The 19998-nt window shown below is 58.9% G+C and carries 20 protein-coding genes and 1 pseudogene; 3 read left to right on the top strand and 18 right to left on the bottom strand.

Annotated elements, in window-relative coordinates:
* The 11 genes and pseudogenes from QEG70_RS00105 to QEG70_RS00055 form a co-directional block, all read right to left on the bottom strand.
* Nucleotides 1-288: an MSMEG_0570 family nitrogen starvation response protein gene (locus tag QEG70_RS00105; protein ID WP_308718770.1), complete on the bottom strand. Its 288-nt coding sequence runs from the start codon at nt 286-288 to the stop codon at nt 1-3.
* On the bottom strand, nt 276-1454 hold the full coding sequence (locus QEG70_RS00100; RefSeq protein ID WP_308718769.1) for an MSMEG_0565 family glycosyltransferase: 1179 nt from the start codon (nt 1452-1454) through the stop codon (nt 276-278). Before QEG70_RS00100 ends, QEG70_RS00105 begins: the two co-directional genes overlap by 13 nt.
* On the bottom strand, nt 1451-2425 hold the full coding sequence (locus QEG70_RS00095) for a sll0787 family AIR synthase-like protein (protein ID WP_308718768.1): 975 nt from the start codon (nt 2423-2425) through the stop codon (nt 1451-1453). Before QEG70_RS00095 ends, QEG70_RS00100 begins: the two co-directional genes overlap by 4 nt.
* Nucleotides 2422-2985 (bottom strand): MSMEG_0567/Sll0786 family nitrogen starvation N-acetyltransferase, encoded by a 564-nt coding sequence (locus QEG70_RS00090; protein ID WP_308718767.1) that lies wholly within the window; start codon nt 2983-2985, stop codon nt 2422-2424. The genes QEG70_RS00095 and QEG70_RS00090 overlap by 4 nt, the downstream gene beginning before the upstream one ends.
* On the bottom strand, nt 2985-4091 hold the full coding sequence (locus QEG70_RS00085; RefSeq protein WP_308718766.1) for an MSMEG_0568 family radical SAM protein: 1107 nt from the start codon (nt 4089-4091) through the stop codon (nt 2985-2987). Before QEG70_RS00085 ends, QEG70_RS00090 begins: the two co-directional genes overlap by 1 nt.
* Nucleotides 4088-5062: a Nit6803 family nitrilase gene (locus QEG70_RS00080; RefSeq protein ID WP_308718765.1), complete on the bottom strand. Its 975-nt coding sequence runs from the start codon at nt 5060-5062 to the stop codon at nt 4088-4090. Before QEG70_RS00080 ends, QEG70_RS00085 begins: the two co-directional genes overlap by 4 nt.
* A 24-nt stretch (nt 5063-5086) precedes the next feature.
* Nucleotides 5087-5569 (bottom strand): MSMEG_0572/Sll0783 family nitrogen starvation response protein, encoded by a 483-nt coding sequence (locus tag QEG70_RS00075; protein WP_308718764.1) that lies wholly within the window; start codon nt 5567-5569, stop codon nt 5087-5089.
* Nucleotides 5570-5909: 340 nt separating this feature from the next.
* Nucleotides 5910-7313, bottom strand: coding sequence for an aminotransferase-like domain-containing protein (locus tag QEG70_RS00070; protein WP_308718763.1), 1404 nt, complete (start codon nt 7311-7313; stop codon nt 5910-5912).
* A gap of 518 nt (nt 7314-7831) precedes the next feature.
* Nucleotides 7832-8941 (bottom strand): annotated as a pseudogene (gene ampC / locus QEG70_RS00065) (class C beta-lactamase).
* 401 nt (nt 8942-9342) lie between these two features.
* The gene (locus tag QEG70_RS00060; protein ID WP_308718762.1) at nt 9343-9777 is read right to left on the bottom strand and encodes a hypothetical protein; all 435 of its coding nucleotides are present in this window, start codon (nt 9775-9777) and stop codon (nt 9343-9345) included.
* A gap of 356 nt (nt 9778-10133) precedes the next feature.
* Nucleotides 10134-10841, bottom strand: a complete 708-nt coding sequence (locus QEG70_RS00055) for an AraC family transcriptional regulator (protein ID WP_308718761.1) — start codon at nt 10839-10841, stop codon at nt 10134-10136.
* Nucleotides 10842-11006: 165 nt separating this feature from the next.
* Between QEG70_RS00055 and QEG70_RS00050 the strand changes: the two genes are divergently transcribed.
* The gene (locus tag QEG70_RS00050) at nt 11007-12161 is read left to right on the top strand and encodes an MFS transporter (RefSeq protein WP_308718760.1); all 1155 of its coding nucleotides are present in this window, start codon (nt 11007-11009) and stop codon (nt 12159-12161) included.
* A 107-nt stretch (nt 12162-12268) separates the two neighbouring features.
* Here QEG70_RS00050 and QEG70_RS00045 read toward each other — a convergent pair whose 3' ends face one another.
* The 6 genes from QEG70_RS00045 to QEG70_RS00020 form a co-directional block, all read right to left on the bottom strand.
* Complete coding sequence (locus tag QEG70_RS00045) at nt 12269-12916, bottom strand: glutathione S-transferase (RefSeq protein WP_308718759.1); 648 nt, start codon at nt 12914-12916, stop codon at nt 12269-12271.
* A gap of 102 nt (nt 12917-13018) precedes the next feature.
* A complete protein-coding gene (locus tag QEG70_RS00040; RefSeq protein ID WP_308718758.1) occupies nt 13019-13909 on the bottom strand; it encodes an aldo/keto reductase in 891 nt (296 codons plus the stop codon).
* A 48-nt stretch (nt 13910-13957) separates the two neighbouring features.
* The gene (bdcA, locus tag QEG70_RS00035; RefSeq protein ID WP_308718757.1) at nt 13958-14671 is read right to left on the bottom strand and encodes an SDR family oxidoreductase; all 714 of its coding nucleotides are present in this window, start codon (nt 14669-14671) and stop codon (nt 13958-13960) included.
* The gene (locus QEG70_RS00030) at nt 14668-15120 is read right to left on the bottom strand and encodes an SRPBCC family protein (protein WP_308718756.1); all 453 of its coding nucleotides are present in this window, start codon (nt 15118-15120) and stop codon (nt 14668-14670) included. The genes bdcA and QEG70_RS00030 overlap by 4 nt, the downstream gene beginning before the upstream one ends.
* Nucleotides 15121-15151: 31 nt before the next feature.
* Nucleotides 15152-15913: an SDR family NAD(P)-dependent oxidoreductase gene (locus tag QEG70_RS00025; protein WP_308718755.1), complete on the bottom strand. Its 762-nt coding sequence runs from the start codon at nt 15911-15913 to the stop codon at nt 15152-15154.
* 149 nt (nt 15914-16062) lie between these two features.
* Nucleotides 16063-16710, bottom strand: coding sequence for a TetR/AcrR family transcriptional regulator (locus QEG70_RS00020; RefSeq protein WP_308718754.1), 648 nt, complete (start codon nt 16708-16710; stop codon nt 16063-16065).
* A 105-nt stretch (nt 16711-16815) separates the two neighbouring features.
* Here QEG70_RS00020 and QEG70_RS00015 point away from each other — a divergent pair, with 105 nt between their 5' ends.
* A complete protein-coding gene (locus QEG70_RS00015; protein WP_308718753.1) occupies nt 16816-18024 on the top strand; it encodes an MFS transporter in 1209 nt (402 codons plus the stop codon).
* A gap of 269 nt (nt 18025-18293) precedes the next feature.
* Nucleotides 18294-18731 (top strand): nuclear transport factor 2 family protein, encoded by a 438-nt coding sequence (locus QEG70_RS00010; RefSeq protein ID WP_308718752.1) that lies wholly within the window; start codon nt 18294-18296, stop codon nt 18729-18731.
* Between the two features lie 11 nt (nt 18732-18742).
* On the opposite strand, the gene QEG70_RS00005 is transcribed toward QEG70_RS00010, so the two are convergent.
* Nucleotides 18743-19884 (bottom strand): IS3 family transposase gene (locus QEG70_RS00005; protein WP_308718751.1). Its coding sequence is split into 2 segments (ribosomal slippage): nt 18743-19659 and nt 19659-19884, totalling 1143 coding nucleotides; the frame shifts between segments, so codons are not numbered across the junction.
* Between the last annotated feature and the right edge of the window lie 114 nt (nt 19885-19998).

The following is a 19998-nucleotide window of genomic DNA, read 5'->3' as shown; positions in this document are numbered from 1 at the left end:
TCAATAACTGAAAGACAGGACGCGCACCTGCGCGTCGGACTGGTTCAGAAAAGGCGCACTGGCCTGCCTTATGGTCTGAAGCTGGCCAAGGGCGCGGCTGCATGGGAAGCCGTAGCGGGCGCGAACACGCTCGCTGGCGTCCGTCAGGGCGGTGTCCGCCTTTTCAAGAAACTCCCGGACCGGATAATCCTGACCGGGCGTGAAGTGGTCCCTTATGACCAGCGAGGGGGAGTAACAGTCAGTCTCCTTCCCATCGGGCCAGCGCACGCGAAAGGTCATTTCGGGCATGGTGACAAAACTCCTGAAGCAGGGATGCCAGCGTGCGGCAGCGCCGCTAGACGCCGGTATGCGGGGAGGTGACGGCTGGCGACGCTGCCCCAGTCGAAACGGCGGGCGGTTGCGGGGCCGCTGGCCCGGAAATGGTCACGGCTTTCGACGCGTAGGGCGTCGCGCAACGCTCTGAACAAAGTGTCGGGGTGCGCCGGTTGGCACCACAGCGCATCCGTTGCCGAAAAATGCTCCGTGAAAGGTGCGATTGCCGGCACAATAACAGGCGTGCCGCAAGCCAGGGCTTCCAGCGGGCACAGCCCGAACCCCTCGGTTACGGATGGATAGGCCAGCACGTCCGCCTGCCGGTAGAATGAAGGCATGTCTTCATCCGCAACCGGCCCGGTGATGGTGACATGATCGGCCGCACCGCTTTCGCGCAGACGCGCCATGAACCGGGTGCGGTAGGCAGAATGATCCAGCAGCGAGGCCCCGCCCGCCACAACCAGATGCACATCAGGCCGCTCGCGGCGAAGGGCCAGAAATGCGTCGAGCAATTGCAGCGTGTTCTTGCGCCGCTCGATTCCGCCCACGGACAGAATCAGGTGCTGATCGGCAGGCAGATGATACCGCGCCCGCAACGCGGCATCGTGCGCAGTTGGTAGGGGCGAAAAGCGCACGGGATCAACCCCGTTGCCCACGACCGGGGCTTCGCGGCCATGGTCGTTGCGCAGGACATCTTCCCACATTGTGCTGACGGTAAACAGTTTGGCCGCCGCCCTGATCCCCCGTTCCTGCCGCGCGGCAAGGACCGGGTGCGTGAAATGGTCAAGATGGTGGACCGTGCGGGCAAAGCCCGGTATCCGTCCCTCTTCCACCAGTTCGGCCAGTGCATTGGCGCTGATCGGGTCCTGCGCATGCAGCACGTCAAAATGCTGCCCACGCAGGGCGTCCCTGATCTCGCCAATGCGGCGCTCCACCAGCGTTGGCAGGTCGGTCTCGGGCACGGCCGGGATACAGTTTGTGGCGCAGCGGGGCGTGCGGAAGAAACCGGCCCCGGTTACATCCGGCGCGATGAGCGTGGCGTCGTGGCCTGCGTCGCACAGGGCTTCGGCCAGCGCCATGCCATGCACCACGCCGCCACGCGGATTGGTGGAATGGGTCAGGATGCCGATGGAGAGGCTCATGGCGCACACCCCATGAGCGGCATCCGGGCGAGATCCCAGAAGGTTTCCTTCTCGTTCGCCCATGTGACATCCAGCCGCTGCGTGCTGTTACACTGACCGATGACAGAAGCCGCTATGCCCCGCCCATGAAAGCGGGCCATGATTGCCCCGGCCGCCTCGGGCCGGGCCGTCAGCAGATAGCCATAGCTGGGGAATGCGGACAGCCAGCGTTCCATTGGTGCATCGTCGGGACGTGGAATGTCATCGAGCGTGATGGTCATGCCGATACCCGAACATTCGGCCAGCATGAGCGCGGTGCCCAGCAGTCCGGCCATGCTGATATCCTTGGCGGCGCGGCTCAGGCCGTCCTCGGCAATGCCGGGCAAGAGATCGAGATCATCTCGAAGGCGTGCCGCCCCCTCAGTATGACACAGTGCGGAACTGGCATCCCAGAACGGGTGCGGGTCGTGCCAGCGGCCGCGCAGGTCGAGGGCGGCGATCAGGACTTCGCCCGGTCGGGCATCGAAACTGGTCAGCAGATGACGGGCACGGCCAAGGATCGCGACTGACAGCGAATTATGGGTGCTGCGCATGTTGGTATGGCCGCCGACAACCGGCACGCCATAGGTGCGCGCACCTTCATGCAGACCGGTCAGAATGGACGCAGCCGCCTCGGATGTATCGCTCCACAACGCGTCCACTACAGCCACAGGGCGACCGCCCATGGCCGCGATGTCACTGATATTGACCATCACGCCGCAATACCCGGCAAACCACGGCATGGCGCGCACGAAGCTGTCCTGAAACCCCTCGCTGGCCAGCAGGAGATAGCCATCGCCATCCGGTATGGCGGCGCAGTCATCGCCAAGTCGGATACCATCGCTTGTATCACGACCAAGAATTGCGACGGTTTCGGCAATATCCTGTTTGCCCGCAAGGGCCCGACCGTGTCGAAGCGTGCGCAGCAGTGTCGTCAGTTCGTGTGCCATCATGCCACCTGCCGGTTACGAGGCTGCGGGCGCAGCAGCCAGGTCTGGTCCTGGCCATGCGCCGGATAGCGTGAGAGGTCGGCCTGCATGTCGTGATGGGGCAGCCCATGCAGGGTCATGGCTCCAAGGCTTGTCCAGTGCAGGCGGCGGAAGAACAGCACGTTCTGTTCCTGTACCTGGGCCAGGAAGCGCGTGGCCCCAAGCCCGTGTGCCGTGCTGACCGCCATGCGGATGAGTTCCGCGCCGATCCGCCCCAGTTTGCGATGGTCTTCATGGACGACCAGACGGGAACCGCGCCAGACGCCGGGTTCGGCTTCATGGATGCGCACCGCGCCCACCACCCGGTCCGGCATACCCGCCATGCAGCACGCCGCGATGATGGGAATGGCAACCGCGTCGATTGCGTCCCGGTCATCATCCGCAAAGACCTGCTGTTCGGTACAGAACACGTCGCGGCGCAGCGCATGGTAGCCCGCCCGTTCCCACGGCGTGCGGGCCAGACGCACGACATATTCCGTAGGGATGAACGGGCGGTCGTCCACGCCTTCGAGGATCGTGGTCATTATTCGTACGCCGAAAGGGAGGAACAGGCGCCACACCGGCCACACCCGGCGCGGATGTCGGTGGATTTCATGTTCGCCTCGCGCAACATCCGCCCGAGTGGTGCGAGCACGGACTTCATGAAATCGGCCGAAGGCGGCGCATGATTTTCCAGCGGTGTGCCGGAAATGGGCACGAACGGCACCACGAAGGGATAGACCCCAAGTGCGATCAGCCGTTCGGCCAAGGCCAGAATGTCTCCAGCGCTGTCGCCAAGACCTGCCAGAATGTAGGTATTGACCTGTCCGCGCCCGAAGATCGGCACGGCGCTGGCAAAAGCGTCCATATAACGATCGACGCTGACCGTGGCCTTGCCGGGCATGATCTTCTCACGCACCGCCTGTGTTGCGGCTTCGAGATGCATACCCAGGCTGTCGGCCCCGGCGTCGCGCAGGCGCTGGAACCAGTCGTGATCGCGCGGCGGTTCGCACTGCACCTGAAGCGGCAGATCCACAGCCGTCCGGATGGCACGGGCTGATTCCGCCAGCACGGCTGCACCCCGGTCCACCACGTTGGGCGTGCCGGTGGTCAGCACCATGTCGCGCACGCCGTCGAGTTCCACGGCGGCCTTGGCGACCTCGGCCAGTTGTGCTGGCGTCTTGTAGGCAATGGTGCGATCGGCCTCCAGCGACTGGCCGATGGCGCAGAACTGGCAGGATGTGCGCCGGTCGGCATAGCGGATGCAGGTCTGGTGCACCGTGGTCGCCAGCGTGTCACGACCATGCAGCAGGGCGATCTTCCAGTAGGGAATACCATCCGCCGTGCTCAGGCCATAAAAGCGCGGGGCGGCTGGGAAATGGATGGTGCCCAGTGTCTGCCCATCGCGTAGCAGCGTGCTGGCCCCGTGCTGGTCCGGCGGGCTGGCCTGAAATGGTGAATGCCGCGCGCCAGATGTATAGACCGGGACCATGACGGTCTGGCCTGCAATGGTAATCGTCTTGTGATCCGAAGGACCGGCGCCTCCCTTGCGGGCGATGCCGCCGGTCTGCTCACCGATCTGCAGTCCGAAGGACTGTAGATCGGTAACGAGCTTGCGACCAGAAAGTGTACCGAGCGTCGGAATGGTCATGACGCAGCCTCATCTGTAGATGTGGGAACCGGATTGGCTTCCCCAACGTAATGAACAGTGCGGGCGGGTCGCCGGTCCTGAAGCAGGCTGAGCAGTTCGGGCCGTGCGTAATGCCCCACGGAATCCATCATCCGCTTGCGCTTGGTAATCAGGGCGAAGTCGAGATCGGCAATCACCATCCCCTCGCCTTCCGTCAGCGGTGTGCCGAGCAGCTTCCCTTCAGGCGAGACGATCGCCGTGAAGCACCCACCCCGCAGCGGCCCTTCCAGCGCAGGGTCGCGGGCTATTTCCTTGATCTGCTCTTCCGTCAGCCAACCCGTGGCGTTCACCACAAAGCAGCCGGATTCCAGCGCGTGGTGCCGGATGGTGACTTCCATCTGGTCGGCAAAGATCTGCCCGACCAACGAGCCCGGAAACTGGGCGCAATGGATTTCCTCGTGCTGGGTCATCAGCGCGTAGCGGGCGAGCGGATTGTAATGCTCCCAGCAGGCCAGTGCGCCAATGCGACCGGCTGCGCTTTCCACTACTTTCAGCCCGGAACCATCGCCCTGCCCCCAGACCATGCGTTCATGATAGGTGGGCGTGATCTTGCGGCGTTTGAGCAGGATTTCACCCGTGGCGTCGAAGATGATCTGCGTGTTGTAGAGCGTGCCGAAATCGCGCTCGTTTACGCCGAGCACCACGACCATGCCGGTCTGGCGCGCGGCCTCGGCCACCATGTCGGTGACCGGACCGGGAATGACGACAGCGCGCTCGTAGAGTTCCAGATGCTCGCCACCAAAGCGGAAAGCCGGCTGGATGAACGAGAAATAGGGGTAGTACGGCACAAAGGTTTCGGGAAAGACCGCCAGTTTCACGCCTTTTTCGGCGGCCTCGCGGATGGCCTGACAGACTTTCCGGGCAGTTCCCAGACCATCGTCACCAAGGACGGGGCTGATCTGGATGGCTGCGGCGCGAACGATACGGGACATGGCGTGCGGTCCTCCCTTCGGCCTTCAGAGGGTCCAGGTATTGAGGATGAAGGCGTTGTCGCGCCGGGCCAGCAGGATGATGTCGAGTACGTCCTGCGGGTTGATCGGCGTGATGCCGGGGATCAGGTTCTGCTCGCCGTAGCCGTAGAGGGCCTGGAGCGCGAAGCGGCAGGCATAGACTTTTCCGCCTTCCTCAAGGATTTTCACGATCTGCTTGTTGCAGTTCATGTGGCCCGGAAAGGCCTCATCGCCCAAGCGGGGAAAGCCGCGCTGCACACCAAGGGTCACGCCCGGGCCATACAGCAGCACCGAGGTTTCAAATCCTTTGCGGATCAGGCGGGTGGCCTGCAGCAGGTTGACGAACCCGACCGAGCCTTCATTGGCGACGGTGTGGAAGGTGATGAGGGCTTTTTCGCCGGGCTGGGCTTTGACGTCCTCAAAGACCTTGTTTTCATAATTGACGAAGCAATCGCCGTCTTTGTACGGAGCGTGTTCAACTTTCGGCATGGTATGTCTCCCGTGTGCTGCGGTCTCCGGCAGAGAGCCGGGACTGACCGCGTTGCCGAGGCAAACGTGGCACGGGATGGCAGAGAGCCAAAATATTGTATGCTTTATGAAAAAGGTACAAACGGCTCAAATCAGATTACATGCCGCCATCCTGCCAAGACAGAGACATACAAAAAATATACGACAACCATACAATCGTAAGGGGCAACCATAAGGATCTGTTTTAGCGTGATTTTATAATCACGCAGTCGTGAATGAAGTGCCTTTTTGTTTTTCCATGTGCCCGCATGACGTGCCCCGGAATCAGATGTTCCCATCGATTCCAGACACTGCGCGCAGGTCACACAATATCGGCGAAGCCGGGTGAGCGCTTGTGCTGCAACACCGACAGCACGCCATGCAGGGATTCCTCAAGGCTTGCAGCATCCGGTGCGCTGCCCAATGCAATGCGCGCCCGCTGCGGCGGCTCGCCGCTGATGGTGAAAACGGTGCTGGGCACCAGCGCGAGGCCTCGCCTGCGGGCATAGGCCACAAAATCCGCACTGCCCCACCAGTCCGGCAGTTTCAGCCACACATGCGGCCCGTCGGGGTTCATGCAATGCCCCTCCCCCAGCACCCTGTGGGCAATGGACTGGCGCAGGCGCAGTTCTTTCTGGATGGCGTGCAGGATTGTATGCGCCTGCCCTGTCTGCATCCATCGCGCCGTGAGCGCGCTGAGCAGGCCGGCATTGGTGAGCGCAATGGCCCGGATGGCCGCCGCGACCCGTCGGGTCATGTCCGCATTGGGCAGGGCAACATAGGCCGTGCGTAGGCCCGGGCTGAGCGTCTTGGCGAGCGTGGCGACATAGCTGACACGGCTATGGTCGAGAGCCGCCAGCGCTGGCAGCGGATTGTCCATCAGCAGGCTGTAGGGATCATCCTCGGCGATATGCAGATGGTGGCGCTGGGCGACCTTCAGGATGTCCTTGCGTCGTTGCAGGGACATCGTGGCCGTGGTGGGATTGTGGATGGTCGGAATGCAGTAGAGCAGCCGGGGATGATGCTCGGCGCAGACCCGATCCAACTGCTCCGGCATCATGCCTTCCATGTCGCTATCCACACCAACCAGAATAAGGTCAAACTGCGCCGCGATGGTCCGGATGCCGGGATAGGCAATACGGTCGGTAACAATCATATCGCCCGGCTGGGTATGGGTGCTGACGATGGCCGCCAGAGCGCTCTGGGCACCAGGCGAGACAAGGATTTCCTCCGTTCGCCGCTGACCGATAATGGGCGCGATCCATTTCGCGCCAAGCTGGCGTTCTTCCTGTGTGCCACCCGTCACCCGGTAGGACATCAGGCTGTTCAGATCCTGCTGCTTCAGGATGGCTGCGATGTCGCTCTGGATAATCCGCTGAAGCGGCGGTTCCTGCGGGATGGGCGGCAGGTTCATGGTCAGGTCAACTACGGCTGGACCGGTATGGCGCCAGTGGCTTTCCCCCGCACCGACACGGACGAAGGTGCCTCGCCCGACCGTTGCGTCAATCAGACCGCGTCGGCGGGCCTCGGTAAATGCCCGGGTCACGGTCGTCAGATTGGTGCCAAGATATTCTGCGATCATGCGCTGTGGTGGTAGCCTGTCGCCTTCCCTCAGGTCGCCCTTGCGGATGGAAAGTGCCAGGGCATCGGCCAGCGTCATGTAAATCGCGTTCGGGCTGCGGCTGATCTCTTCTTTCCAGTGGGCGAGATACGGGTATGCTGACATGGGATGGAATTTCCATACATTCGATGAGATTCCATTCGACCATATACCATACAATCCGTGCAATAATGATCGATACAGATTATGGTTGCGTGCTCCGTGCAGATCATCACGCCAATTCGTCGCGTTAATGTCCTGTCCAAAGAGTTAAGTTCACATAGTTCTATCACTCACCGTTTAAAGCGATCCGACCAGACCCACATCCGTTCGATCCGAAGCCAATAGGTTCACAGGCAGAATGTATCGTTCCGTTATCTCTTTGCTGGTCGAAGTTGACGCTGCGTCCGGAATGCGCTCCTTGAATATCGTGGTGGCCCTGATTCCACAGCGCGTTCCCAAACAGATAGCCTTTGCAAGTAGCTGTAGGACAGCGACGGATAGCAATCAAAGCAAAGTCTTCGTAGGACTGGCCACATAAACGCTTCACATGTCCATATCGTCAGATGACGGCAATGTGGGGGCAATGGAATGTCCGGTTTCGGACACCTGTCTTCAAACTCAAACATTTTTGCCGATGGCAACTAAGGCTTGGAATTCAGTGACTCGATGAGCGAGTAGACCGCCTTCACCCGGGCTTCATTCGGATAGTTTTTGTTCGCCAGGACAACTATGCCGATATTTTCACTGGGCAGAATCGCAATATAGCCGCCAAAGCCGTTCGTTGATCCAGTCTTGTTCAGGAAAACGTTTTTCTGGGGGGAGAGCGGCGGGCTCAACTTCTGTTCTGGTTGTGGCTTCATAATAAAGTCATAGCCATTGCCCAGTATCATCTTCTGCAGCTCAGTGGGCCAGGTGTATTGCTCCCAGATCATATCCTGCGTAAAGAACGCTGTTTTGTACTGTCCTTCTTGGGTTCTCCTGACTGCCTTACGCAATTCTTCCGAATCTGTCCCCTGCCCCATCTCCACATCCAGAACCTTCAGCATGTCCCGGGCGCTCGATTTTACGCCGTAGGCTTCATCTGCCAAAACGCCAAGGGTCATGCGGATTGGTGCGTTGGTCTTTCGGTCATATCCCCAGGCGTACTGGGCCATTTTGCTCTCTGGTACGTCAATCCAGGTATGCTGCAGCCCGAACATCGGAAAAAGCAGGTCTTGAACGACCTGCTTATAGTTCGAGTTCATGGTCTTGCCGGTGATGTAGCCGAGCATTCCGATGCTGATGTTGGAATAGCTTCTTGCTCCCGGTTCCGGCGGGTGCCAGTTCTTGAGCTAGGTCACCAGCCCATCGACGTCGGTTATGTTGTCTGGCACCTGCAAGGGCAGTCCTCCCGAATGGTGCGTTGCCAGATCCATGAGGGTCAGCCGATTGCCTATCGAGCAGGCGTCTGCACAGACATGATGTGCCACTGTGTCATTAAGGCTGAGTTCACCGCGTTCCTCGGCCAATGCTGCAAGCGTTACATTGAAAATTTTGCTTATTGAGCCGAGTTCAAACAGAGTATCAGGTGTGGCAGGACGGTTATCGGCTCGTGATGCTACGCCAGCGGCATAAAATTCATGTTTGCCGTTGCGGGTAATGCCGACAACAAGGCCGGGTATATCGTATTCCTCCATTACGGGTTGGAACGCATCGCGCGTTTGTTCAGCAAAACTGTCAGCTTTTGCAGGCGAAATATTTGACGCGATCATGGCAATGGAGAGCGCCACAAGGTACGACCGCTTATTCATCTATACGCTCCACACTTGGATTCCTCTCGTGGGTTCGTGAGAATATAGAGCGATCTGGAGTAAAATTGTGGTGCTCCCGGTATCACAGGTCATAGCCCAGACATGAAACTACACAGCAATTATAACTGATTACTTGTGATCATAGGTCCGCTTACCGAATGGTCGAGCAGCCTTCTGGGCGTCTGAAATGAGGCGATTGCTGCCTGTCCGCTGCCCTATTTACGTTTAATCGACAGGCGGTTTGTAACAGACGAACGGAAATGTCCGGTCTCACTAGACATAATGAAAAACCGGACATTTTTAATGTAATGCACCTTACAGTTTTTTGAGATTATATTAACCTCAATTTCAAAATATTACCATTATTCCTCAAAATATTTTTTTAAAGAATCAAAGGTCTTCAAAGAAACAACAAAGTGACCGATTCCATCTTCGTCTTCATTCCAATCGTCAAAAGTGAATAAGCAGGCATCTTCATCTCCTGTAATTTTTCTTAGACGACGGTGAATACCGGACTGAAAAGAACCATAGCTGGAAATTCCTGTCTCATCCAGATCCCTGGCATCAATTGCAGGACCTTTACTTGCAATCACCTTTAATGCATTACGTGACGATTCTCCAAGACCAGCTACTAGTCTTTCAATCTGCTTCTCCGTCAGATCATAAACGTTGTCCCAATCATAATTTTCGTAACCTTCAGGCTTCCCTGCGCCTTTAGGAAACAGAAGTTCCTGAATTTCCTGTCGCGCAATGTCAGAAAGTGCGTTAAGGTCATTAAGTGTGAGCGTTACTTGCATAATGAGTTCCTCAGTTTTCAGCAGGATAGATTGCAGCTAACCTGCTTTGATTGTGTTTGTCGCTCCCTACCTTCACTTAAGGAGTATATAGACGCAATCAATCATACATTAGATGAAATGTAAAGGGCCATTGGTGGCTTTTGTAGAGAGCTTGGTCTGATCTATCTGTCACAGTAGGCAGATCTGACGAATAATGACAGGATAGTCAGCTCTTCAATGACCGCTTTACGCAAGAAGGCAATACTCATTGAATATCTGATATGAGGCGGGAGCAGCCGGTCGGACTTATCGCCTCGCGGCCAAATATCCTCGACGAAGAACGAAATCTTTCGTTCTTAAACAGACTGATAATCAGATCATTCAACCTGATCACGAAATCGACTGGGCGGACTGCCGAGGGTCTTGCGGAATGCAAACGCAAACGCGGATGCCGTGGAATAACCAAGTGCGTGCGCGACCTCTCCAACTGGCAGGCCTGATGCCAGCATGCCAACGGCGGCCTGCATCTGCACCTGTCGGCGATAGTGACTGAAGCTCATGCCGACCTCAGCTTCAAACAACCGGGCCAGCGTCCGACTGCTGGCCCCAGCCACATCCTGCCATTCGGATAGTGAGCGGCCATCCGCCGGAGAGGCCATCAGCGCATCCGTGACACGCCGCAGCCGTGCATCCGAAGGACGCGGTACACCCAGAGGTTCGGAGTGTGCCAACGCGATCTGGTCCAGCAGCACCGACACCATGCGCGACGCCGGTGAAGGAACGGGATAATCTGATGGGCATCGAGCCACGGCATCGATCAGTGCCTGCAACAGCGTTGTAATGGCGATGATGCGACAGACTGGCAGAAAATCCTGACACATCTGCGGCGCAATCAGCACGGCACGCAACCTGCTTTCCTTGGGGCTGTGAACGGCATGCACCACACCCGGTGGCAGCAGGAGCGCCCGACCGGGCGGTACCAGCCACTGGCTATTTTCCGTCGTGACGCGGAGTACGCCATGCGTGGTTGCCAGAAGTTGCCCGAGATCAGCGTGACAATGAGCTTCAACATCCGCTGCTTCCACATGATGCTCCGCATGCACGCGCACTGGCCGTAACTCTGTAGGAGGCGTGCGATCAGCAAGACTGCTGGCCTGCAGGGATCGGGATTGCTTCATCTGGCATATTTTCGACAGTTTATGGCATCCTGTCGAGCGCCGGATAAAAAATCAGCCTGTATAGCAGAGGGCATGACACGTTCCGCCAAAACGCTTTTGCCCTGGCTGATGATCTTCGGTGCCGGTATCTGCCTGCGTACCGGAATTGCATCCCTCTCTCCCATTCTCGACCGGATCGAACGAACTCTTGCCATCTCCAACGCAGAACTGGGCTTGCTGACCACACTTCCAGTCCTGTGCATGGGCGGACTCTCTCCGCTCGGGCATATGCTGGAACGGCAACTTGGCCTGAAACGCTCCATGATAATGGCATTGGCGCTTCTGACGATCGTCCTGCTCCTTCGCCTCGATGGTGGCAGCTATGGGCTGCTGCTTTTCACGGCTGTCGGGGTAGGCGTAGGCGACGCGATCATCCGGCCACTGCTGTCGGGTTTCATCAAGGGTGAGTTTGCCGCCCGCGCGCCTGCGGCCATGAGCGTCTATGCTGCCAGCATGGGCGTGGGATCGGCCGTGGCCGCATTCGGAACGCCCCGCATCAGTGACGTCACCGGGAGCTGGCCGCTGGGGCTGGCTATCTGGGCGCTTCCCACGGCACTCGCCGGGTTCTGCTGGATACTATGGCGTGAGGATATCGCTGCGCCTGCGCGCTCCGCGTCACAGTCCTCTCTCACGATCAGCCAGAGCGGCATTCTGGGACTGACGCTGTTCTTCGGTCTTCAGGCCGGAATCAATTACATCGCAATAGCGTGGCTGCCGTCGCTGTATGGTGCCTTGGGCTATTCCGACCATACGGCAGGGCTTCTTGTCGCCATCATGATGCTTTTCCAGACGGGCATCAGCTTTGGCATGCATGTCATCATGCGCGCTCTAAAACTTACAACCATCATGGCAGCTCTGGCTTTTTCCGGCCTCGCCATTCTGGGTACGCTCAGCCTGCTGCTTGCAAAGTCTGTGCCATGGCTGGCGCCCGTGATGATCGGGATTGCGACTGGGGGCCTGTTCCCGATAGCGCTCATCCAGCCTCTGGATTTCGCGCGCGACAGATCAGAGGCGACACGACTGGCCGGGCTAACCCAGACGGGCGGTTATCTGCTTGGCGGTATCCTACCGTGGATTACAGGTCTGCTGATCGATCAGCTTGGCGTTGCCCCAGCACTCCTGACGTTGCTGACTGGTAGCGCAGGCCTGCTTGCTGTGGTTACGGTGCTGATCCAGCGCACTTATTAAAATGATATTGCCCGCCACGAATGCCTGCTTTCATCTCCCTTCTGGAAATATCCGGGTATCCCGAATGAGGACAGACGCTATCTGTCCGTTCGGGATTACTTTGCGCGTCAGTGCTTTGGCGGAACAATTGCCAGTTGCGCCCGGACACTCGGACGCTCCTGCATCCGCGCGAACCAGGCTAAAAGTGCTTCGCACTCCTGTGGGATCGGCAATTTTACGGCTTTGGCGAATATAAAACCGCCGATAACTGCAATATCCGCCATTGAAAAAGCCTCACCGGCTATGAAGGGCTGTTTTCGTAGCACCCCATCAAAATAATGCATCCCGCGCAGGGCCTTATCGCGCTGGCGCAGGCCCCATTCCCGGTTCTGGTAGACTTCCACATCGGGACCAAGACCCGGTGTGGCATGATGAAAATACACGCTGATGGCGTCCAGCATCTCGATCTCGGCACGTTTTGTCATCATCTGGATCATGCCCTTCTCAAGCGGCGTTCGACCGGTCAGTGTGGGTTCCCCGACAAGCGCATCAAGATAGACCGTGATCGCCGTACATTCAGCGAGGCAAATTCCGTTGTCCAGTTCAAGAACTGGCAACGTTCCGGAATAATTCTTGGCAAGGAAGCCCGGAGTCTTGTGTTCCCCCTTCCACAGGTTGATCGGCACGAATTCGACGCTGGATGCGAGATTCTTTTCTACCAGCGCAATCCGAACACGGGCTGGATAGGGCCCGGTGGGCCAGTCATAAATTTTCATTGGAGCAGCCTTATTGGCATCGAAAGCGAAAATGTCAGGCGTCGTCCGGACAGTCACACCGGCCTTTCGGCGCCAAGACTGTGACTGTCCGAGGGGCCTCCCCTACCGCGATGACTGAAACGCCTTTCGTCCTTCTGAGTCCAATGCCGCGAAATCTTCATCGGACAGTGTGATGCTGGCAGCAGCGACATTCTGCTCCAGATGAGCGACCTTCGAGGTGCCGGGGATTGGCAGCATCACCGGGCTGCGTTTCAGAACCCAGGCCAGTGCGATCTGGCTCGGGTGCGCGCCGTATTTCCCTGCCATGGTGTCCAGAATTGAGCCGGGCTTGGCGAGGTCGCCGGCGGCGAGCGGAAACCAGGGGATGAACCCGATGTTCTGGCCAGCGCAGTAGTCGAGCACGTCCTCGCTGGTGCGATCGACGAGATTGTAGCGGTTCTGGACGGTGGCTACGTCAAAGAACTTTGACGCAGCCTTGATGTCGTCGACGGACACCTCGCTCAGTCCCGCATGACGGATCAGTTTCTGGTCGATGAAGGACCTGACCGCATCGAACTGCTCATCGGCCGGGACCTTGGGATCGATCCGATGTAACTGCCACAGATCGATCTGCTCGACGCCGAGGTTACGCAGGCTCTTGTGCACCTGCTGCAGCAGGTATTCCGGCCGCCCGACCGGCTTCCAGATATCCGGCCCTGACCGGGTCAGACCGCCCTTGGTCGCGATCACGAGGCCCTTGTGGTACGGGTGCAGCGCCTCCCTGATCAGCCATTCCGAGACATCCGGCCCGTAGGAATCCGCCGTATCGATGAAGTTGACGCCGAGTTCGGGAAGCCGCCGCAACGTGCGAATGGCCTCGTCGTGATCGGCAGGCGGTCCCCATATGCCCGGGCCTGTGATGCGCATCGCACCGAAGCCAAGCCGATGAACGGCGAGATCGCCGCCAATCCTGAAAGTGCCCGCGTCGGCGGCATTAGCGGATGAATGGGTCATGGCCCTCATTCCTTTTTTCCAGCGAATGGGTGGGGATCAGTCATTCCGTCAGGCCGCGAAGCCACCATCAATGTTGTATGCAGCCCCCGTGATGATGCCAGCCTCTGGCCCGGCAAGATACGCGACCAGCCCCGCGATCTCCGCGCCCGTGGCATGGCGCTTGATCGCCATAAAGTCGTGCATCACGTCCTTCAGCGGCCCGTCGGCAGGGTTCATGTCGGTATCGGTGGGACCGGGCTGGACAACGTTGACGGTGATGTCGCGCGCCCCGAAATCGCGCGCCAGTCCCTTGACCATGCCTTTCAGTGCCGCCTTGCTGGCGCTGTAGGCCGCAAGCCCACGCATCGGCATCCGGTCTGCATTGGCTGAGCCGATCAGGATAATGCGGCCGCCGTCGGGCATGGTCCGTGCGGCGGCAACTGCCGCGTGATAGGGCGCGAGGGTATTGATACGGAAAAGCCGGTCGATGGCATCCGGCGGCATATCCAGCGGATCACCCGCGCCAAGAATTCCGGAATTGACGACCAGCACGTCCAAGGGGCCGAGCGAGGCGATCAGCGCGATGAGGGCATCGCGGTCGCCACTGTCGGCGGGCAGGGCCCTGCTTCCGGTCTCGGTAGCCAATGCCTGGGCATCGTCAGGAGATGACAGATACGTGAAAATAACTTTCGCGCCATCGATTGCGAAGCGACGCACGATGGCGGCCCCAATCCCGCGACTGCCGCCCAGCACGAGAACGGATTTACCATGAAAGCTGGTCATGACCGTGTTTCCCTCAACGCCAGAATTTCCGCCAGTCTGTCGAAAGCCGGCTGATAGATGTGTGTCGGCATCCGGGCCTCCATGCTGGCTGCGTGCTCGGCCGATGCTTCGAACTGGCCGCGCCACCGGATAAACGTGCGATCGCCATCCGTGATGGGCAGAAGCATGATGGTCGAGCGGTAGTTCCGGATCGGCAGGGCCGATTCAATGATCGAGAACGTCACCGCATGCTCCACGTCCGACAGCGCCAGAAGCTGTTCACGGATCACACCGACATCGCCCATTTCAACACGGCGGATCGCGCCGACACGATCACCGGGATCATCGCCTTCGATCACGCAGTTTTTCGCGCCCGGCAACCAGCGACCAAGGGCACCAAAATCACGGATTACTCCCCAGACGGACGAAACGGGTGCATTGAGGACGCTGCTGGCCATAACGTTGATCATACGGACTTCCCCTGCCTTTTTCTGTGTGGGATCAAAGCGACTGGCCTCCCGTCACCTCAATGCGCTGGCCATTCACCCAGTGCATGTCGTCGGACAGGAGGCCACGGACCGCGGCCCCAATGTCGTCAGGTTGGCCGACGCGCCCCAGCGGCGTGATCTCTGCGAGGCTTTTGTTGATCGTGGCATCGTCACGGACCAGGCCACCGCCAAAATCGGATGCCACCGCGCCGGGTGCGACCGCGTTGACGGTAATGCCCCGCGCACCCAGTTCCTTTGCCATATAGAGCGAGATGACTTCGGTGGCAGCTTTCATGGCCGCGTAGGGCCCATGATCCGGCAGGTAGAAGCGCGTCGCGGCAGAGGTGATGTTGAGAATGCGGCCACCATCACGGATCAGGGGCAGGAGTGCTACCGTCAGCAGGTACGGGCCCTTGAAGTGGATGTTGTACTGATTGTCGAGCTGTTCGGATGTCGCGGCATCAAAGCGGGTGTGGATGATGTTGCCCGCGTTCTGGACAACATAATTCAGTTCCCCCTGCCCGAACTCATTTGCAAGAAGGGTTTTGACCTGCCCTGCAAAATCCGTGAACGACGCATGGTTCGCGATGTCCAGCTGCAGCATGCGCAGCTTTGCGTCCTTCTGGCTGAGGGCGGTTTCAGCAGCCTTCGCCTCATCTGCATTGGCGTGATACGTGCCGATCACGTTGATGCCGACGGCCGTAAGATGCCTGGCAATACTGTATCCGATGCCACGATTGGCACCCGTGACGAGGGCGATTTTTGATGGGCTCATGATCGGATTCCCTGAAGAGGCATGGCGTCGGGTTCCGAAGACACCATTTCCATATCGACCGATCCATAATAGGGACATGAAGCAGGGTCAAGGATTTGTGGACCGACCGATATGGAATTTTGTGCCGGGTCCGGATCGTCTCGCCGCTGTCAGTCCGTCAGCTTTTTCTTGGGCCGCTTTGCTGTTTCCCGTTTCACCGCGTTGATATCCCACAACGTCAGCAGCGACGTGACGGCCGCATCCAGAGTGTCCGGACGCATCCCGTCCCGGGCTTCGCATGTCATGCCGTGGAAAAAAGTCGTGAGAATATCGGGCAGCACATCTGTCGCCGGGGACGCGTTCAGTTCACCATTGGCGATGGCGCGCTCCACACAGGCCCTGATGCCGGTGCGCGTGCGCTGTCGTTCCGCCGCAAGAAGCGCCTGAACGGGTTCATTTTGAGGTGAGCAATTGCTGGCACCGCACACGACCAGACAACCGGCAGGATGTGTACGAGCGGACTGCATACGCGCCGAGCCGCGCAGCGTCCGTTCGATGGCCTCGCGCGGCGACAGGCTTTCATCCCATAACGGCGCCATCACCTGCCCGTATGTGTCCAGATAACGCTGCACGACTTCGCGGAACAGGGCTTCCTTCGAGCCGAAGGCGGCATAGAAACTCGCAGGAGAGATATTGCCCATGCAGGCCTTGAGCTGGTTCAGGGAGGTCGGCTCATACCCCTGCGCCCAGAAGAGCGCCGTGGCGGCGTCAATCGCCCTGTCGCGGTCAAACTCACGGGGACGCCCGGTCCGCGCCATGTCATCGTTCCTTCCGAAAGACTTCCATATTAAGTGATCCATAAGTGATTGCCAAGGCCACTGTCACTCTATATGTGTATCGAACGATCCATATATGAGCACCCCATGAACCCGACCATCACTGTGCCTACGCAAAAAACCGACGCACGCTTCCCAATTGCTGGCCTGCTCGCGTTGGCCATGACCGGCTTCATCTGCATCATGACCGAAACCCTTCCGGCAGGTCTGCTGCCTCAGATCGGTGCGGGCCTGCATATTTCTCCGGCGCTCGCCGGGCAGATGGTGACGGCCTATGCCATAGGCTCGCTGAGTGCGGCAATCCCGCTCACACTCGCCACGCAGCGATGGCGGCGCAGGAAGGTCCTGCTGCTGGCGATCATAGGCTTCGTGGTATTCAATTCCATCACCGCGTTTTCGACGCATTACGGCATGACCCTTGTCGCCCGGTATGGAGCAGGTGCGGCGGCGGGTCTCGCCTGGGCATTGCTGGCCGGCTATGCACGCCGGATGGTGACGCGCGCCCAGCAGGGCCGCGCCCTGGCGATTGCCATGGTCGGCACGCCAATCGCGCTCTCGCTAGGGGTGCCCGCCGGGACATGGCTGGGCGCTGCCGTTGGCTGGCGGCTGGCTTTCTGGATCATGTCGGGTCTGACCATGCTGCTGATCGCATGGGTGCTGGTGAAAGTTCCTGACTTTCCGGGTGCCGCGCATGATGAGCGTCTGCCGTTCCGGCATGTTCTGTACATGCCGGGCGTGCGGTCTGTCCTCGGTGTCGTGATGGCGTGGATGCTCGCGCACAACGTTCTCTATACCTACATCGTGCCGTTCGTGACACCGGCCGGACTGGCGGGGCAGGCAGATCGTATCCTGCTGCTGTTCGGGGTCGCCGCGCTTGCCGGCATCTGGCTGACCAGCCGCACGGTCGATCACGCCCTGCGCCTGTCCGTCCTGCTCAGCCTTGCCATATTCGCTGTCGTGGCAGCGGCTTTCGCCATCGGCTCAGCATCGCCTGCAGTCATCATGATCGGGGTGACGGTATGGGGGCTGACATTTGGTGGTGCTGCGACATTGCTCCAGACAGCACTGGCTGATGCAGCCGGCGATGGCGCGGATGTCGCGCTGTCGATGAATGTGGTGGCGTGGAACAGTGCCATAGCCGGTGGAGGCCTTCTGGGCGGCGCGCTGCTAGACACATGGGGGGCGGCATCATTTCCCTGGGCGGTGATGGGGCTTGTCGCGGTCGGCTTCCTGATCGCATGGCAGGCCCGGTCCCATGGGTTTCGACCCGGCCATCGGCTCGGGCATGGGAGCTAAGGATGCAATGGGGGTGTCAAAGGCGTCCTGCTACCCTGTGTAGGGCTATCGCTTTCACCATCACTTTTAACCCTGCTCAAGCACACGTCCTGCAATTCTGAAGGCTGTGGCGGAACCCGCCGCATCAGGCATCTGGGAATCCGGATAAAGGACAAAGGCAATGGATCCGGTCATGTCCTGAAACGAGGGATGACTGTCATTTCGTCAGTGTCGTGAAGGAAACACAATGCTGCAATAACCATGACTGCTACACCATACAGGGCTTATCCATGTCACGACCGCCATTCCCGCCTTTTGATATTGAAAGTGCGACACGCAAGGTCCGGCTTGCCGAAGATGCCTGGAATTCCCGGAACCCGGAACAGGTGGCACGGGCCTATACAGTAGATAGCCAATGGCGCAACCGGGTGGAATTCATCCATGGGCGCGATGAGATCGTGGCCTTCTTGACACGCAAATGGAACGGGAAGCACGAATACCGCCTGATCAAGGAACTCTGGGGTTTCCGAAATAACCGTATGGCTGTCCGTTTTGTCTATGAATGGCATGATGGTGCGGGTCGGTGGTTCCGGTCGTACGGCAATGAACTGTGGGAATTCGATACCGCCGGGCTTATGCGCCGCCGGGTCGTATCAATCAATGACCTGCCGATAGAGGCCGGAGAGCGACTGTTCCATTGGCCTGCGGGAAGACGCCCGGATGAATAGCCCCTAGTTTTCTAGACGCCTTGAGCATTCAAAATCTGCTGTTGTTCGAACTGCACGGGTGACAGCATCCCGTTTCTGACGTGCTTGCGCACCGGATTATAGAACATTTCTATGTAGTCAAACACGTCCTGTCGGGCTTCCTGGCGCGTTTTGTAGGTTCGACGCCGGATGCGCTCGCGCTTGAGCGATGAAAAAAAGCTCTCCGCCACAGCATTATCGTGGCAATTGCCGCGTCGGCTCATCGAGTGTTCCAGATTGTGAGCCTGTATGAAGGCAGTCCAGTCCATGCTGGTAAACTGACTGCCCTGATCCGAGTGGATCAGCACCCGGCTTTTGGGCTTTCGTCGCCAGATGGCCATGTGGTGCGCCTGCAGTACCACGTCCGTGGTCTGGCGGCTCTGCATCGACCAGCCCACGACACGACGCGAATAGAGGTCGAGCACAACTGCCAGGTAGGCAAATCCTTCCAGAGTGCGGATGTAGGTGATGTCTGTGACCCATACCCTGTCGGGCGCCTCGACATCAAACTGCCGGGCCAGCGTGTTGTCGATGACAAGGGATGGCCTGCTACTATGGCTACCTGGCCGCCGCCTGTAGCCAATCTGCGCTTTGATGCCCGCCAGTTTTGTCAGCCGTGCCACGCGGTTCGGACAGCAGGTCTCGCCCTGATCGAGCAGATCATCGTGCAGCTTACGGTAGCCATAAACCCTGCCACTGTCGTTCCAGGCCTGACGGATCAACATGATCTGTCGGGCGTCCTCGCAAGCCCGTCGGCTCAGCGGCTCCTTCCACCAAGCATAATAGCCACTGGGCTGCACGGCCAGACAGCGGCACATCGACCGAATTCCAAAATGATCGTGATACTCGGCAATGAAGGCGTATCTCACTTTGCATCCCTGGCGAAATACGCGGTGACTTTTTTTAAGATGTCACGCTCCTTGGTCACCCGGGCCAGTTCGCGCTTCAGTTGCCGGATCTCGGCATCCTTGCCGGTATCGCCTGTTGCCACCTTCGCGAATTGCCGCTTCCACGCATATAGCGAATGTGTAATGACCCCGAGCCGCTGCGAAAGTTCCGCTACCGCATATCCCCGTTCGGTAATCTGCGCCACCGCATCACGCTTGAACTCATCACTGAAATTGGGCTTCCCCATCAACGCCTCTTGTCCTCATTTTTAGGAGCCTGGGCGTCTAGAGGGTGTTATGTACTTTCGTGCCTGATTGGTGCAGTAATGAGGGATGACGCCTGCACGCAAACCGTATCCCTC

The organism is Komagataeibacter xylinus (assembly GCF_031081985.1).
GTDB classification, from domain to species: domain Bacteria; phylum Pseudomonadota; class Alphaproteobacteria; order Acetobacterales; family Acetobacteraceae; genus Komagataeibacter; species Komagataeibacter xylinus_E.
This window is presented reverse-complemented; position numbering and strand designations above follow the sequence as displayed.